Annotated in this window: 17 protein-coding genes and 1 tRNA gene; 9 read left to right on the top strand and 9 right to left on the bottom strand. The window is 55.9% G+C overall.

All coding sequences use genetic code 11. The features are described 5' to 3' along the window. Nucleotides 1-28: 28 nt before the first annotated feature. The 4 genes from AC2FJC_RS07425 to AC2FJC_RS07410 all read left to right on the top strand — a co-directional run bounded on the left by AC2FJC_RS07425 (nt 29) and on the right by AC2FJC_RS07410 (nt 5790). Nucleotides 29-1093: a quaternary amine ABC transporter ATP-binding protein gene (locus AC2FJC_RS07425; protein ID WP_496738984.1), complete on the top strand. Its 1065-nt coding sequence runs from the start codon at nt 29-31 to the stop codon at nt 1091-1093. Further along, nucleotides 1090-2640, top strand: a complete 1551-nt coding sequence (locus tag AC2FJC_RS07420) for an ABC transporter permease subunit (protein ID WP_496738983.1) — start codon at nt 1090-1092, stop codon at nt 2638-2640. The genes AC2FJC_RS07425 and AC2FJC_RS07420 overlap by 4 nt, the downstream gene beginning before the upstream one ends. Further along, nucleotides 2637-3356, top strand: a complete 720-nt coding sequence (locus tag AC2FJC_RS07415) for an alpha/beta fold hydrolase (protein WP_496738982.1) — start codon at nt 2637-2639, stop codon at nt 3354-3356. Before AC2FJC_RS07420 ends, AC2FJC_RS07415 begins: the two co-directional genes overlap by 4 nt. A 379-nt stretch (nt 3357-3735) precedes the next feature. Next, nucleotides 3736-5790, top strand: a complete 2055-nt coding sequence (locus AC2FJC_RS07410) for an adenylate/guanylate cyclase domain-containing protein (protein WP_496738981.1) — start codon at nt 3736-3738, stop codon at nt 5788-5790. A gap of 280 nt (nt 5791-6070) precedes the next feature. Here AC2FJC_RS07410 and AC2FJC_RS07405 read toward each other — a convergent pair whose 3' ends face one another. The 4 genes from AC2FJC_RS07405 to AC2FJC_RS07390 form a co-directional block, all read right to left on the bottom strand. Beyond that, entirely contained in the window at nt 6071-7408 is a 1338-nt protein-coding gene (locus tag AC2FJC_RS07405) for a CAP domain-containing protein (RefSeq protein ID WP_496738980.1), read from the bottom strand. A gap of 253 nt (nt 7409-7661) precedes the next feature. Beyond that, nucleotides 7662-7738 (bottom strand) — tRNA-Arg (locus AC2FJC_RS07400). A gap of 21 nt (nt 7739-7759) precedes the next feature. Continuing rightward, the gene (locus AC2FJC_RS07395; RefSeq protein WP_496738979.1) at nt 7760-8236 is read right to left on the bottom strand and encodes a GNAT family N-acetyltransferase; all 477 of its coding nucleotides are present in this window, start codon (nt 8234-8236) and stop codon (nt 7760-7762) included. Next, the gene (locus AC2FJC_RS07390; protein WP_109312827.1) at nt 8237-8548 is read right to left on the bottom strand and encodes an ETC complex I subunit; all 312 of its coding nucleotides are present in this window, start codon (nt 8546-8548) and stop codon (nt 8237-8239) included. A gap of 154 nt (nt 8549-8702) precedes the next feature. Between AC2FJC_RS07390 and AC2FJC_RS07385 the strand changes: the two genes are divergently transcribed. From AC2FJC_RS07385 to AC2FJC_RS07375, 3 genes are all read left to right on the top strand, one after another. Continuing rightward, nucleotides 8703-9182 (top strand): SRPBCC family protein, encoded by a 480-nt coding sequence (locus AC2FJC_RS07385; protein WP_496738978.1) that lies wholly within the window; start codon nt 8703-8705, stop codon nt 9180-9182. Between the two features lie 80 nt (nt 9183-9262). Beyond that, nucleotides 9263-11449: an excinuclease ABC subunit UvrB gene (gene uvrB / locus AC2FJC_RS07380; protein ID WP_496738977.1), complete on the top strand. Its 2187-nt coding sequence runs from the start codon at nt 9263-9265 to the stop codon at nt 11447-11449. Nucleotides 11450-12310: 861 nt separating this feature from the next. Further along, nucleotides 12311-13018 carry an ORF6N domain-containing protein gene (locus AC2FJC_RS07375; RefSeq protein WP_496738976.1) on the top strand — a complete coding sequence of 236 codons (708 nt, stop codon included), beginning with the start codon at nt 12311-12313 and terminating at the stop codon, nt 13016-13018. Here the strand turns inward: AC2FJC_RS07375 and AC2FJC_RS07370 are convergent. The 3 genes from AC2FJC_RS07370 to AC2FJC_RS07360 form a co-directional block, all read right to left on the bottom strand. Beyond that, nucleotides 13015-13368, bottom strand: coding sequence for an MmcQ/YjbR family DNA-binding protein (locus AC2FJC_RS07370; RefSeq protein WP_496725909.1), 354 nt, complete (start codon nt 13366-13368; stop codon nt 13015-13017). The two genes, AC2FJC_RS07375 and AC2FJC_RS07370, sit on opposite strands and share 4 nt — an antisense overlap. 50 nt (nt 13369-13418) lie before the next feature. Further along, on the bottom strand, nt 13419-13709 hold the full coding sequence (locus AC2FJC_RS07365) for an antibiotic biosynthesis monooxygenase family protein (protein WP_170414756.1): 291 nt from the start codon (nt 13707-13709) through the stop codon (nt 13419-13421). A gap of 96 nt (nt 13710-13805) precedes the next feature. Next, nucleotides 13806-14237, bottom strand: a complete 432-nt coding sequence (locus AC2FJC_RS07360) for an excalibur calcium-binding domain-containing protein (RefSeq protein WP_496738975.1) — start codon at nt 14235-14237, stop codon at nt 13806-13808. Between the two features lie 42 nt (nt 14238-14279). Between AC2FJC_RS07360 and AC2FJC_RS07355 the strand changes: the two genes are divergently transcribed. Then, nucleotides 14280-14855 (top strand): HugZ family pyridoxamine 5'-phosphate oxidase, encoded by a 576-nt coding sequence (locus AC2FJC_RS07355; protein ID WP_496738974.1) that lies wholly within the window; start codon nt 14280-14282, stop codon nt 14853-14855. Here the strand turns inward: AC2FJC_RS07355 and AC2FJC_RS07350 are convergent. Further along, a complete protein-coding gene (locus AC2FJC_RS07350; RefSeq protein WP_496725906.1) occupies nt 14840-15247 on the bottom strand; it encodes a universal stress protein in 408 nt (135 codons plus the stop codon). The two genes, AC2FJC_RS07355 and AC2FJC_RS07350, sit on opposite strands and share 16 nt — an antisense overlap. A gap of 65 nt (nt 15248-15312) precedes the next feature. Further along, entirely contained in the window at nt 15313-15639 is a 327-nt protein-coding gene (locus AC2FJC_RS07345; protein WP_058278712.1) for an antibiotic biosynthesis monooxygenase family protein, read from the bottom strand. A 143-nt stretch (nt 15640-15782) separates the two neighbouring features. On the opposite strand from AC2FJC_RS07345, the gene AC2FJC_RS07340 reads away from it, so the two are divergent. Continuing rightward, nucleotides 15783-16445 (top strand): hypothetical protein, encoded by a 663-nt coding sequence (locus tag AC2FJC_RS07340; protein ID WP_233493485.1) that lies wholly within the window; start codon nt 15783-15785, stop codon nt 16443-16445. Nucleotides 16446-16456: the final 11 nt, after the last annotated feature.

The raw sequence follows: 16456 nt of genomic DNA, 5'->3' as shown, positions 1-16456 counted from the left end.
TTGCCCCTCAAACTTTGAGATGTCTCGCATGTCCTCTGAACCTGCCGATACCGTTGTCGAAATTTCGAATGTCTGGAAGATTTTCGGCGCGAACCCTCAAGTCGCTTTGCAGGCGATCCGTGACCGAGGCCTCAGCAAGGCCGAGATTCTGGCAGAGTTAGGCGCGGTGGTTGGCGTCGCCGATGTCAGCTTGTCGGTGAACCGTGGCGAAATCTTTTGCATTATGGGGCTGTCGGGCAGTGGCAAATCCACGCTGGTCCGCCATTTCAACCGCCTTTTGGAGCCTACGGCAGGTAAAATCGAAATCGAGGGTACCGATGTCATGGCCCTTGGCCCGAAAGAGCTTCAGGAATTTCGTAACCGAAAGATCGGTATGGTGTTCCAGAACTTTGCCCTGATGCCGCACCGTTCGGTTTTGGACAATGTGGCGATGCCTCTGGAAATCCGTCAGATTGCCAAGAACGAGCGTATGCGACAGGCGGCAGCCATTCTCGATATCGTTGAGCTGGGCGCTTGGGGATCAAAATTTGCTCATGAATTATCAGGCGGCATGCAACAGCGTGTCGGCTTGGCCCGCGCCCTGGCAGCAAACCCAGATGTTCTATTGATGGACGAGCCATTTTCGGCTCTTGACCCTCTGATCCGGCGCCAGTTGCAGGACGAGTTTATTCGCCTGTCCAAAATTTTGAAAAAGACCACGATCTTCATCACCCATGATTTGGATGAAGCGGTTCGTATCGGTGACCGGATAGCAATCATGCGCGACGGCAAGATGGTGCAGATAGGCACCGCTGAAGATATCGTTATGAATCCCGCAGATGACTACGTTGCCGATTTTGTCGCCGGGATTTCGCGGCTTAAAGTCGTGCATGCCCACGCCGTAATGCAACCGCTTGAACAATATACCGCCGCCAACGGACCGGTTCACAGCGATGCTCCACGGGTCGAAGAAGGCGAAACCCTTAGCAATCTGATCAACATGGCGATTGACGACCAAAAACCCATACTCGTGCAGGACGGCGACAGGGACGTTGGCATCATCACACGCGCCGACTTGCTGCGCACCGTGATCGAAGGGACAGAAGTATCATGAGCGAGCTCAACGATCTTGGCGTCAACCCACTTGAAGACACAGAAAGCGAAGCTGCCCTTGCCTATGCCGAGGAACGCCGCGACAACATCCGTGCCTTTGTCCGCACCAGCCCGGAGTACTATATACGGAATTTTGATAAGATCGGTGCCTCGTCCCGATTCACACCGACCTTCAACATTATGGCCGGATTATTCGGTCCTATCTGGTTCGGCGCGCGTGGATTGTGGAGCTGGGCGCTGCCGTTCCTGATCCTTGAAACCCTGGGCTTTGTTCAGATCGCGCGTGGTTTGTTTGGGGAACTGGCCGCCGACGCCATGCAGCGTATAGCATCCATTGAAGGCACACTTGAGCTGCGCCGCAAACAGCTTGCCGCAGCAATCGAAAGCGGCTCGGACAAGATCGACGTCTATCAACGCACAGTCGAATCCCTTGAACAAAACATCGGTGGCATTCGGGCCGAAGCCGATGCGCTTGCCGCCCAAGGCCCTATGATCGTTCTAACCGGGATCGTGATCTTGTTGCTGGTTAAAGCAGTGCAATCCATAGTGGCCAATTGGGCGCTTGAGGCACGGTTTTCCGATTGGCTGTCGGATCGTTCGATCCGGTCGGCAATGCCAATCACTCATATTGTGTTTAGCGCGGTTTTCATGTTTCTGATCGTCACCGCCGCAATGCTGCACTACAGCTTTCCGGGCCGTTTTTCCCTGCTCAGCCATTTTCCCACCGATCCGGCAATTCGCCTGACCAGCATCCAAGGGGTCGAAGACTTCATCGCATGGTGTGTAGGCAACAGCGAGGCGTTTTTCGACGGGTTGACCTTTGGCATTCGCGCGCTTCTTGACGCGCTTGAGGTCATCCTGGTTCAGACGCCGTGGATCGTGATTGCCAGCCTGATCGTGCTTTTGACATGGCTCACGGCAGGCATCCGCACGGCCATCTATTCAGGGGCTTTTCTGGCCTATATGGGGCTTTTGGGGTTTTGGGAGGGGGCGATGACAACGCTGGCCCTATTGGGTACGGCGGCCTGTCTGTCCATTGTCATAGGGATTCCCTTGGGCATGTTCGCCGCACGCCGCCCACGTTTTTACGCCTTTATCCAGCCGATCATGGATTTTATGCAGACTATGCCTGCCTTTGTCTTCATGGTCCCGGTAATCGCATTTTTTGGTGTCGGCAAACCGGCAGCGGTGGTTGTCACCATGATTTTTGGTGGCACCCCAGTAGTGCGCTTAACCGTCCTGGGCTTGCGGGGTGTGCCCGAAAGCGTGCGTGAGGCGGCAATCAGCTTTGGTGCTAACAAATGGTATCTGTTGACCAAGGTTGATCTTCCTCTGGCGTCCCCATCAATCCGCGCCGGGATCAATCAGACAATTATGCTGTCACTGGCAATGGTCGTCGTGGCTTCGTTGATCGGGGCCAAGGGATTGGGTGAAGATGTCCTAGAAGCATTGCAATATGCCAATGTCGGACAGGGTATACTCGCTGGCTTCTCGATCCTGTTCTGCGCTATGATTCTTGATCGTATCGTGCAGGGCGGGCGCAAATGACACCGGTCGTTTTTGTGCATGGCTTCATGGGCGGAAGCCGACAATGGCAGGGGCAGGCCGGTTCAGCAGTCGGGCACGAGATCATCAGCTTAGATTTGCCGGGATTTGGCGAAAATGCTTGTTGGAAAGCGCTGGACAGTATTGGCGACTATGCTGAATGGGTCCTAGGCCAACTGAGCACGCGCGGCATCGGGCGTTTTAACCTGGTCGGCCATTCGATGGGCGGGATGGTCGTGCAAGAAATGGAGGCGCGCGCGCCAGAGAGAATAGGGCGATTAGTGCTCTATGGTACCGGCGCCACAGGAGTCCTTCCGGGCAGGTTCGAGACCATCGGTACATCCAAACGCCGCGCTCAATTGGACGGACCGCAGGCCACCGCCAGACGGATCGCAGCGACCTGGTTTCTAAATCGGGAATATGCCGATGGCTACAAAGACTGTGCCGCCATCGCCGAGCAATGCAGATTGCCGACCATGCTAAATGGGCTAGACGCGATGGAGAACTGGAGTGGTGTCAAGCACCTGGAGAATATCGAGGCCAGAACACTGGTAGTCTGGGGTGACCGTGATCGAACCTACTCATGGAGCCAGACCGAACAATTGTGGCAATCCATTCCCAACGCCAACCTTCTGGTTATGCCGGAATGCGCCCATGCTGCGCATCTGGAAAAGCCTTGGCTCTTTAACAGTGTATTAAAGGATTTCTTTTCGATCTGATGTGGTGTCGATGTGGACGCTGTTTGCAATCAAGCTGTCATTGAAGCAATCACGGCGAAAGTCTGTTTCGTCTGCATTTCGAGTGTTCGACCTTTCTGGCTGTTACGCCTGCAGCCAATGTTCGGTTTGACGGGCCGCAGCGCGTCGTGGGTTTGGTGTGGCAAAGGTATGAAAAGGGCCGCATGTTCAACAGTGCGAAGCGTCTGGCAAATTTACGAAGGTTAGATACGGCATTTAGTGTTAAGGCGCTCGCTTCGACACAGTCCTTTGCTTCCGCCTAACAGTTGCGTGAGATTTCGGGTCTGGGTTTAAGAAAACTTTGCTCTCTTAGCTGTCTCAATTCAATACTGAAACACGTGGCTTTTTGGCGGAGAGTTTATTGCGAATTAGTGTAGGCATTGCTGTGTCAATTCTGGTGGCTGTGTCTATCGGAGTGTCGACGTTTGTTGTTCATTCCCTGTGGTGGACAACAGCGCGCGACAATAGCCGCATGCTTGCAGCAGAAATAAACGGCCAGATCGCAAACACTGTCCGTATCGAGGTGGGTGTGACACTCAGGTCGGCCGAAGCCGCCTGGGCGGCCGTACGTACGATCTTTGTTCAGAACGTCATCGCGACGCGACAGGCCGACAAGCGGGAGTTTGTTTTCCTGTCACAATTGCAGGCGCAGCCGAATATCTCATGGATGTTCTTCGGTTGGCCTGATGGAAATTTTTTTGCGTCACATCGCCTGGGTGACGGTGGGCTTGAGATGATTGAAATCGATGAGGGGATCCGCGACCGGATGCTGCGGAAAGACCGCTACATCTTCATTCCCGGTGACATACAGTTCGAAGAGCGGACCTTTACTGAAACATCTTATGATCCGCGCGAACACGCCTGGTTTAAAAACTTCATGGGCCTCAATTCCTCTGGGTGGATCGAAGCGCGCGACCTTCCGGATAGTGACAGAACCGTTTACGCCTTTGCCGGTCCGATAGACGTCAATAGAGCGCGACAAGGCGTTTTGGCAGTTGCGATCGAAACGGATCGTTTGTCACGGTTTCTTGCCACGCTTGCGCCCGGCGAATTTGGCGCGGCGTTTATCTTGAATGCCGATGGAAAGGTTATTGCGGTCCCCGATGCCGAAGCGGATGAGGTTACTCCGGCGCGCATGGGCGAGGGCAAGCTTTATGAAGTCGCAATGATCTCGGGCGAAAGGCTGTTGGCTGACCCACAAGCAAATGCCTCTGGTACATTGACGAAACGTGTCGTCATTGATGGCGTGCCTTATGCGGTGGCGCTGACGCCCCTGGGGTTTTACGGCTGGCGCGTTGCCACAGTCATACCTGAAGCGGCCTTTCTTTCGGGGATCGACGAGACGCTGATCAATCTGATTTACGTTTTGATCATTGTGGTAGTTGTCGCAACCGGATTAGCGATCTGGCTGATCCGCAAAGTTGTGGCAAATCCGCTGGCACGCATAGCCGAAGACCTCGGCAAAATTGAGCGCTTTGACGTCGAGCAGATTGAACGCAGACCGTCCAAACTGTCTGAGCTTTCCAATCTTTCTGCGGCCACCGCCAGCATGGCTGCTGGTTTGTCGGCATTCCGAAAATACGTACCCACAGATCTCGTGCGCATGCTGCTTGCTGAGGGTATCAAGATACAGCCAGGTGGAGAGGTGAAGCAGATCTCTGTATTGTTCTGCGACGTCACGGGTTTCACTGGGCTGTCCGAGAAACTTGGCCCCAAGATTACCCAACTGATGGAACCCTTCTTTAGCGCGGCCTCCACGGCTATCGCCAAAAATGGTGGGACGATCGACAAATTCATGGGTGATGCGGTGATGGCGTTTTGGGGGGCGCCACGCAAGGATGTGAACCACGCTGAAAACGCCTGTCGTGCAGCATTGGACCTTGTCGCTGCAGTGGAAGCGTCCGGAATTAAGGATGATGACGGCGTTCCCTTGCGTGTCAGGATCGGGCTGAACAGCGGCGAGGCTTTGGTCGGAAACATCGGATCAGAGCAGCGGTTGAACTACACCGCGATTGGCGATGTTGTGAACGTTGCCAGCCGGTTGGAAGGAGCCAACAAAGATTATGGCACGCTGATCCTCATTGGGCCAGAAACGAGACAGCAGGCGGCCGGCACAATCGTGGTGCGCGAACTGGACACGCTTACCGTATTTGGACGCGTTGAAGAGCTGGTGGTCTACGAACTGATAGCGATGGCAGATGTGTGTGAGGGATCATTTGCCTGGATACAGACCTATGAACAAGGCCTTGCGCACTACCGGGCAGGGCAGTTTGAAAAAGCTGTTGCCGCATTCGAGGTTGCGGACCGAACACGAAACGGAGATCCCGCCTCAGTCGCCATGATGGCCCGAGCCCAAAGCCTGTTAGACAGGCCTCCACCGGAAGACTGGCGCGCAATTACAAGCACCAAAAAATAGTAGTAGTCAGATCCGATCAAATTAAGATGTTCAAGTCCTGGGCTTTTTTGCGGAAATGATACCACCTGATTGCGCGCATGAGCGGCAGTGATTTGGGCCGCGTTCGGGAAAGTCCGACAAGCCGCGTGCTTTATGAGCTCAGCACGCCGCGGACTGCACAGTTGCTGCGAATGTCCGGAATACGGGACACGACCGCAGCATAGTTAAACTTGGCCGAGTAACCGGTATGGGCCAAAAGTGAATTACAACACGTTAATCAGCGTGCACTCGGCAATTAGACTTAAACCACCGAAAGCGCGTCATCCTCAAGCCTGGTTACCTTGACCACGACATCCTCGAAATCGGAGTCGCCCCCTCCCGTCAAGTCCTCGAAACCGATGGTCATTGACTGGCCACCCGACACGACACCCGAAAGCGCGTGTTGCTGATCGTCACTGTTCAAGGCCGCCTTTTCGGCATGAAACGTGGTCACGCCAGCAGAGTTTCCGTTCACCGTCAAAACAAAATCAAACTCGTCGTCCACGTCTGCCATGCCACCGTTGCTGGCAACAAAATTCAAGTCATCGCTGTCTGAAAGTGAATTAGCCCAATCTGCACCATCCTGAACGATGAAGAACCCTAGACGGTTTCCGTCCGCCAAATTACTTAGCTCTACCGCACCATCGCCTTCGAGAAAGGATTTGTTCACGATGCCGTTGATCACGCTGCTGTCAACGCGGACCCCGGGCGCAAGGTCAGGCAGAAATTTAGCATAACTGACCACGGTGTTTCCATCCTTGGTGATGGCAAAAAAGTCGCCGCCCGACTGCCCGCCGTCCAGCGAAATCGTCAGATCCGTCCTACCATCACCATCACCATCAACATCAACATCAACATCAACATCAACATCAACATCGAATTCAACGTTCGAATTCTCGGTCAAGCGAATGTTGGACCGACTAAGCTCGACACCTTCGATGACGAGGGACTTGGCCACTCCAAACCCGCTGATAACACTTTGATCCAGTTCTTCCGGCGTCACTCTGAGGGTGTCCGCGTCGCCAAACGACAGATTCTCTTGCGAGGATGTCGAAACCGGATCTGCCGGTTCGCCCGGATCGGGAACGACCGGTACCGGATCTGCTGGCGTATCAGAACCACCGGCATCCGAACCGGCGCCGGTGTCCAACTGGACACTCGCCGTGGTGCGGGCAAAATTCTGAGTCACAATGACGGCAGGAACGCCGCCGAATGATCCAATTTCTATTCCGATGCCGATATATGCCAGGTTCGGATTCAGAATGTTGGCGCGGTGATTGGGGCTGTTCATAAGTGCATTGTGCAAATCGACGACATCGTCCGAAAACCCCGGCTCTCCGCGTTGGCTTTGCCAGGCAATGTTCTCGGCAGTGGACCAGGACCCGGACAATACAAAACCCGCGTCTCGCATGCGCTGGGTGGCCGAGCTGCCACCCTCACCCGTATGCGAGAAATCACCGGATTCCAGCATCCACTGGCTGTGCTCTTCGGCCGAAGCGTTCAAGCGGAGTTCCAGCTGAACGGAGTCAAGGCCACGCGATGCACGTTCTGCATTGATCAAATTAAGCATTTCACGCTCAAGCGTGCTGGCCTGCGACATCGTCCATCCCCTGATTCAGCGCAATCGTCGAAGCAAACTCGTTCAGATTTCCACAAACTGCAGTCGAAAAAGCGCGCGCAAGCTTTAAACGGCAGAGTTTCGCTCGACGGGCTAGTGCGAACGGCGATATTTTGCGAAACACGCATCCGTTGGATGTAATAGGTTCCCACGTTTACATTGATAGCCGCCCACCAAAGGCGGCTTAGATCAGGCGATCCATGCGGCGATGGCGCCGGAAATGGGATAAAAAAGCTGGCGATCCCGGAAGGACTCGAACCCTCAACCTGCTGATTAGAAGTCAGCTGCTCTATCCAGTTGAGCTACGGGACCGCTGGGCCCTTCTTGCTGTTTTTACTTCCGGGGTTCAAGAGCCAAGCGCATAAAGGCGCTGTTCGGGTCGCTTTCATATCCAAAAATCGGACCGCAATAGGAATACCCAAGCCGTTCATACAGCTTACGGGCGGCCGCGTATTCCGGCAGATGTTCAGCACCTGTTTCCAAAACCAAAGCCGCCACCCCTTGGATACGGGCCTCATTTGTCAGGTGGTTCATCATCTGACGCGCCAGACCGCGTCCACGCGCCTGCGAGGCGATGTGAACTGATTTCACCTCGGCCGTTCCGTCAGGTAACGCCTTTAACGCTCCGCAGCCGACGGGCTGTCCGTCGTCAAACATGGCCCAGAACCTGATGCCCTCGGCAGCCAGAGCCTGGGCATCCATGGTATGGTTGCTTTCCGCAGGTCCGGCAGTTTCGCCATGGGCGAAATGCGCCTCAATCAATGGGCGCAGCGCGTCCGAGGTCGGGTCGGCCTCATGGATTTCGAACATTCAGTGAGTCCAGGGCGCGCGCCGATCGGTGGCGAAATTCTCACCATAGCCGCGCGAACGCAGGTTGGGTTTGCGTTTGTGCGGTTCGCTAACCTGGACTTCGATGCCATTGTCTTTGGCATAATCCAGGGCCTCTTCTTTGGTGTCGAACTTCAGGCGCACTTGAGTTTGCGTATCGTCGGAAGATGTCCAGCCCATCAGCGGATCAACCTCACGCGACGACGCGGGCGCGTATTCCAGAACCCACTTGCGGGTCTTGGCCATCCCCGAAGTCATTGCGTTCCTGGCAGGCTTGTAAATCCGTGCGCGCATGTCGCCCCTCCGTCCTCACTTGGCTGAGATTGTTTATGCGTCAGAGTACAGGCTGGGACAAGATGGGAATTGTCGCGGCTGGTAACGCCCTGATGTCAGAAACTGTCATCAGGGCCTTTTATAAATCGTGCAACGCCATCAAGAGGACACCAACATGATCCACCACAGAAAAAGCCTGGAAATCGACGCCCGGCCCGAATCCCTTTGGGCCATTCTAAGCCGTTTCATGCATATCGACGAATTCGCACCACAAGTCGCCTCGGTGGATGCGCTGACGACTGGGCCAGACGGCGTCGGGTCGAAACGGCGTTGCCACTTTGAAAACGGCACCTCGCTGGTCGAGGAAGTGACGGATTGGCAAGTCAACAAAGGCTATCGCGTACGCTTGTCAGAGATGCCGGCGATGCCTTTGACCCAAGCACATGCGTCCATCACCATCGAACCGCTCGCGAATGGCCATTCGCGAGTCGTCTGGAGCATGGATTACCAGATGAAATATGGCCCGCTGGGCTGGCTGATGGGTCAAACACTGATGAAGGCGATGATGGGCCGGGTTCTGGAGAGCAATCTGAAAGCGCTGGCCGACAAGGTGCAATCGGTTCAAATCCCCGATGCACAGTATGCCTATTACTGAAACTGAGTTTCTGAACCGGATCAGGCCTTGCAGTTGGACAAAATAAGAACAAATGTAAGGGCCTGACCCGGAGCCTGCCTATGCCATATGCCCATTCCGACAAGACACAGCTGACCGCTGATGACGTTCGCGCGCGCCTGAAACTCGAAGGCGGCAAGCAGTTCGTCATGCATACCGAGTTCGCGCCTGCTGGTGATCAGCCAACTGCGATCAAAGAACTGACCAGCGGTATCTTTGACGGCGAAAGAGAACAGGTTCTGCTGGGCGCGACGGGAACCGGTAAGACGTTCACTATGGCCAAAGTGATCGAAGAAACCCAACGCCCTGCGATCATCCTTGCGCCCAACAAGACGCTGGCAGCCCAGCTTTATGGCGAATTCAAAGGCTTCTTCCCGGAAAACTCGGTCGAATACTTCGTCTCCTACTACGACTATTACCAGCCCGAGGCTTATGTCGCGCGGTCGGATACCTATATCGAGAAAGAATCCCAGATCAACGAACAGATCGACCGGATGCGCCACTCGGCTACCCGGGCGCTGCTGGAACGCGATGACGTGATCATCGTGGCCTCGGTCTCGTGCATCTACGGTATCGGCTCGGTCGAAACTTACGGAGCGATGACGCAGGATCTGAAGGTCGGCAGCGAATACGACCAGCGTCAGATCATGGCCGATCTGGTCGCCCAGCAATACCGCCGCAATGATCAGGCGTTTCAGCGCGGTTCGTTCCGGGTTCGGGGCGATTCACTGGAAATCTGGCCTGCTCACCTCGAGGACCGGGCGTGGAAGTTTTCGTTCTTTGGTGAGGAGTTGGAGACTATCACCGAATTCGACCCCCTGACCGGCGAACGCGCCGCGTCGATGGACCAGGTGCGGGTCTATGCGAACTCGCACTACGTGACGCCGAAACCGACGATGAATCAGGCAATCATCGGGATCAAAAAGGAACTGCGCATCCGGCTGGACCAGCTCGTCGGTGAGGGCAAGCTACTGGAGGCCCAACGTCTGGAACAGCGCACCAACTTCGATCTGGAAATGCTTGAGGCCACCGGCGTCTGCAACGGGATCGAAAACTACTCGCGCTATCTGACCGGCCGCGCACCGGGTGAGCCGCCCCCGACGCTCTTCGAGTTCATCCCCGACAACGCCATCGTGTTTGCCGACGAATCCCACGTCTCAGTTCCGCAGATCGGCGGCATGTACCGGGGCGACTATCGGCGCAAGTTCACGCTGGCCGAACACGGGTTCCGCCTGCCATCGTGCATGGACAACCGCCCGCTGAAGTTCGAGGAATGGGACGCCATGCGCCCGCAATCCGTCTTTGTCTCCGCCACCCCGGCGAAATGGGAGATCGAACAGACCGGCGGTGTCTTCACCGAACAGGTGATCCGCCCCACAGGGCTCTTGGACCCCGAGGTCGAAATCCGCCCTGTCGGCATGCAAGTCGACGATCTGCTGGACGAGGTGCGCAAGGTCGCCGCCGATGGTTATCGCACGCTGGTCACCACGTTGACCAAACGCATGGCCGAGGATTTGACCGAATACATGCACGAACAGGGCATCAGGGTCCGCTACATGCACTCGGATATCGACACGCTGGAACGCATCGAAATCCTGCGCGACCTGCGGTTGGGCGCGTTTGACGTGCTGATCGGCATCAACCTGCTGCGCGAGGGGCTCGACATCCCTGAATGCGGGTTGGTCGCCATTCTGGACGCGGATAAAGAGGGCTTCCTGCGATCTGAGACTTCGCTGATCCAGACCATCGGCCGCGCCGCGCGGAACGCCGATGGCCGTGTGATCATGTATGCCGACAAGGTCACCGGCAGTATGGAGCGCGCCCTGAACGAAACCAACCGCCGCCGGGCAAGGCAGATCGCCTATAACGAGGAAAACGGCATCACGCCTGCGACGGTGAAGAAGAATGTCGAGGACGTTCTGGCCGGTCTCTATCAGGGCGACGTCGACATGAACCGCGTCACCGCCACCATCGACAAACCGATGCACGGCGCGAATCTCGAGGCGCATCTGGACGGGTTGCGCGACCAGATGCGCAAAGCCGCCGAGAACCTTGAATTCGAAGAGGCTGCCAACATCCGGGATGAAATCAAACGTCTGGAAGCGGTCGACCTCGCCGTCGCCGACGACCCCATGGCGCGCCAATGGGCGGTCGAGAAAGCCTCGGAGGACGCGGTGAAATCGCGCGGACGGTCAACGGCTGGCAGGCCGGGGCAGCGGGGTGGGAATGTGAAGCGGCGGAAGCAGTAGCTCTAAAGCGAACAAATTGTGAGCTGTTTAATCGAAACATTTAACTAAAAGTTGTTCGATCTCATGGGTGCTATAGTCGCCATCTGCCTGTTTTTTCTTTTCGCGCTCAGCATAGGCATAACAACAATTTGGGTATGGCTCAGTGTTTTTACCGGGAAGCGAGAACCGACAATCGTTCGATCCATTTTTTTGCTGGCATCTGCGTTTTCAATTACTGCAATACTGTGCTTTGGCGACCCGATAGGCGATCCCTTTTCGCACCTACTGACACTGTTTTTGTGGCCCTTCGTCTGGTTTTATGCGCTTCCAGATCTCGTTGCCGCAAACCTTAACTACTTTTTGGTGGGCGCCCTAGTAGTCTTGATGGCAACACTGGTTCTCGCATTCATGACCGCAAGGATTACACGAGTTTTGGTCACTTTTGCAGGTTCTATCTTGGCCGTTTTTGTACCCGCCTCAATTGAGAACTCAATTGTGAAAGAGCGAATGGCGTCACAAGCAAAAGAAGCCGACTTACTAGTCATCGAGCAATACTCTTTTTTTCGATCCGCCAGAGAAGGTTATTCGGACAACAGAAATCCCCATGGTTACGCATGTGATTCTAGCGACTGGCCCTATCTTTGGAGCTATAGGCAGCGGGACTGGGTTTCGTTGCCGCCTGACTCTCGGTTTGGTCGGGGCAATCCTGAATTGGCCAGGTTCTACTGCAAGCAAAGCCGACGCAATTTAGTGGATAGTTCTTAAGGCAACCGTGGACCGAGCTTCCGATACATCCATCGCGCTCCCCCACGCTTCAAACTTGCAGCCCAGCGCGCATTCCTCCACGTTTGAAATCACAAATTGTGATTCCAAACGGTTGCCATGACGAACCCCAACACCATGCCCAGCACGCATGAGGTCCAAAGCGCCATTTACCGGGTGCGCGGCACTCGCGTGGTGCTGGCCGAGGATCTGGCGCAGTTCTACGGAAAATCCGTCAGCGCCTTCAATCAGGCCGTCTCGCGCAACAAGGACCTGTTCCACGGCTACCGCTTTCAGCTGTCCGATGCCGAGGTCGCCGATTTGCAATCACAGAATGTGATCTCAAAACCCAAAGGACGTGGTGGGCGGCGGGTCAACCCGTGGGTTTATACGGATTACGGCGTGGCCATCGCCTCGGCCCTGTTCAAGGACCCGCGCGCCATCAAGATCACCCGGATGATTACTGAGGCCTTTGTTGACGGTGCGAACGCTCTGGCCGAGACCCCGCGCAGCGTGCCGGAAATCCTACCGCCCGCGGACGCCCCGGCCCCGCTGCTGCCCAATGGCGATCAGCTGCGCGATCTGGCCGAAAACATCCTCGATTCCGGGCAACAGAGCCTTGTCGACTATATCGCCAACCCCACCACCAAGCGCCAACAGGCGGTGGCGATGATCATGAAAACTCTGGCTGAGACCGCTGGCGAAGAGGTGCGCACCCAGCAGGAACGCCTGCGCCTGCGCATTGCCGAGCGTCTGGCCACCGGCGATTACACGGATGACGGCGACCGGAAACAACTGCTGGAATTGCTGCAGGCGATGAAGGGCTAAACACCCAATTCCGCCCGCAATTTCTTGGTCAGCTTAGCCACGACCAGATCATAGGACGTCACGATATGCTCGCGCAGCGACGCATCGCTCATGCCGCGTTCGTCATAGACCTGTAGCCATTTCATACCCCGCGACGCCAGATAGGGCGCTGGGCGGATGCCGGGTTCGCCCCCCAGCACTTCAAAGGCCAGATCGGTTGCTTTGAAGGTGAAGGCATCCTTGCCGTCATTCCAGCCACAGAGCGCAAAGACCTTGCCGCCCACTTTCCATACATCCGCATTGCCCCATTGCACTACATGGGTGGTGGCCTTGAGGTTGGCACAAAAGCTGTTGAATTCATCGCGGGTCATCAGCCCAATTTTGGCGATTGCGTGTCGTTTGGCAAGCGCTGGGCGAGGTATTATCCCTTGTCCCAGTGGACCACGACGTCATACCCTGCAGGCGACGGCGGACCTTCGAGAAACTCGGCAAAATGTCCCCAAAGTTTGGCCACTTTGGACGCGTTCGCGTTTGATGTTTCCTCGCTTTGGACAACTGCGACGACAAATCCGGTACCGTCTTCATTCATGACATTGGTAAAGCTGTGCATGCCTTCCATGCCCATAATCTGATCTTTCAATTCATTCATTTTGGCCTCGGCAGCATCCCGCATGCCAGGCTTCATTTTAAACTGCGTAATACGTGCAAACATGACTTTCCTCCCTTTCAGGGCGAAATCCCCCACTGACGGCCGAAGCGGCGCGTCACGTGTACTATAGCATAGATTCGAATGTTCGGGTCGAGGTGATCAGGGCCGGACGAACTTGGCCGAACCCACCTGCCGTTGAGGCACCGTCGCAGCCGGTTGAGGATTCGCAGCCGGTTGGGGGGTTGCGAACTGAGGAGCCGTCGCCCCGCAGGCAACACCATCTCCATCCGTATCGTTGCGCGTGTGGTATCCCGGCTCACCGTCCCAGTACGGCCCCGGCACCAAGGCTTCGGCGGCCTGGCAGCCAGCCAAGGCCACCAGATGCAACAGGGCATCGGGGCCTTCGAATTCTGATGTCCGCAAAAAAACACCCACCGCGATCGCCGCAGTGGTCGCGGGCAACATAAGGATCATGATAATAATACGAAAAGGCGACAGCGCCCGTCTGCGCTGCGCATCCGCGCGCCGATGTCGCGCTGCGGCTCTTGAGTTTTTCTTATTCGAGCCCTGCTCGGAATCATTGAGCGCCATACCGGACACTTAACCCGGATTTGTGGCAAAACCGAGACCCGAATGTCCCTCTCGCGCATAGGTCGCAATGCGGATAATGTTGCATCCGGATGGACCCCCAAGGCTAAAACACCGATGACCAAAACCGACCCGTATCGCCCGGTTGATGAATCAGCCTGCCAAATGGCACGCGACCTGATCGAAAACGCGACGTTCGGCGCGCTGGCCGTGTTGCACCCTGATACGGCGTTACCTTCTGTGTCGCGCGTAGCCCTTGCAACGGATGATCGGGGGCGGCCGGTCACGTTGATCTCAACCCTGGCCGACCATACCCGGGCACTGACCACCAATCCGGCCTGTGCGCTGTTGATTGGTGAGCCCAGTGATACAGGCGATCCGTTGACGCACCCAAGGCTGACGCTGCATGCCAACGCGCAGTTCGTCGCCAGAAAGACAGAGAAACACGCCGCGCTGCGCGCCCGGTATCTGAGCCTGAGGCCCAAAGCCAAGCTTTATGCGGACTTCACCGATTTCGGGTTTGTCACGTTCACCATTTCCGATGCCGTTTTGAACGGCGGCTTTGGCAAGGCATGGCGCCTTGCCCCAACCGATATCTGGACCGATCAGCGCACCACATGAACGGCGCAGGCCGCATGGCGCACCACATGGTTGGTCGTAGAACCCAGCAACAAATCCTGCATCCCGGGACGGTGAGACGCCATGATGATCAGGTCGGGCTTATGTTCGACCGCCCAATCAAGAATTGTCCGGCCCGAATGACCCTCGACCAGAACACCATTGGCGTTGGGCAGTTTTTCGGCAAGCGCGTCCAGTTCCATCTGCAGCGCCTTGCGTGCCTCGGCCAGATACTCTGGCGGCATGTAGGAAATGGCGTAACTCGGGATGTGTTCGACCACGTGCAGCAACGTGACCTGCGCATCCGATGTCGCCAGTATTTCGGCCAGCTTCAACGGCCCCGAGATATCCCTTTCGGCATCAAAGGAAATGGGGACAAGAATATTGTGATACATGACGCGCACCTCCGTTTTCACGCCTGAATCCTGCACCATCTCAGGCTGTTAGGCATTGATTCAGATCAGGCTCCACCAAAAGTCCCGGCCACCTCATACATCACCGGCTCAAAACTTTTGCACAGCTCGTTAATCTGCCGATTGCGGTTTCGCATTTCCGTGGTGCGCAGCATGGCCAGAAAATCCTCGCGGCGTTCCCATTGCGAATAGTTCGCGATCCGCGTCTGCGCGTCATTCACGTGCAGTCCCGCAGCGACAAATCCGGGCTGTTTCGAGATGAATTCCGCATAAGCGTCCGTCAGAGCTTCCAGCAAGTCCTGGCAGGTGCCGGGCGTCATCTCAAAGGTCGTGATAACTGTCTGGACGCTGGCGTCTTTGGCAATCTTCGGCATCTGGATTCTCCTCTATCTGTTTCAAACTTAACATAGGTTTTGAAAAGGTCTTGTGTTTCCTTTGTCATTTAGCGGCATCAAGTTCCTGCGGATTTGGGTCAAATCCTAACGATCCGTTAACCATGCTGGCGGATGCTGCGCGCATGCGCCGGGTTTCAATCCTTCTGATTTTGTTGTTGGCAGCCTCACCAGCCTGGTCTGGCGCTTGGTTGCGGGACAAGGGCGCAGCTTTTGTATCGACTGCCGTAACGGCGTTTAAGGAACCGGATTACGGATACGACTACAAAGGGTCATTTTATGCCGAGTACGGGTTGCGGGAGAAGCTAACGCTTGGCCTGGACGTTGAAGAGCACCGCGACATTTATGGGCATGCTCTGGTGTTCGCCCGCTTGCCTGTCGCCGAATTCGAAAAGTCAGGGCGCTTTGCTGCCGAGATTGCAATCGGTGCCCATCATCGCCAGATGCGAGCCTGGGCCTTGTACAAAGCCACGCTCTCGTACGGCAAGGGGTTTCAGACCGGCTGGGGCAATGGCTGGATCGCCATTGACGCTGCACTGGAATTTCGAACGCATGATGCGGTATATCGCAAGTTGGACCTTACTGCAGGCCTGTCATCCCCGCGCCTTATTAACCCCCTGCTGCAGATCGAAACCGCGTACCAAAGCGACCACCCCCTGCACTGGAGGATCAAGCCCTCGATCATGATCCGCACCAAGGACAGCCCAACCACATGGGTTCTGGGCTTAGAGCGCAATGATGCCCGCAAGAATACGGGCATCAGGCTGGCTATCTGGAATACATTCTAAAACGCCCGTGA

The organism is Ruegeria sp. CDSB117 (assembly GCF_059611005.1).
This window is presented reverse-complemented; position numbering and strand designations above follow the sequence as displayed.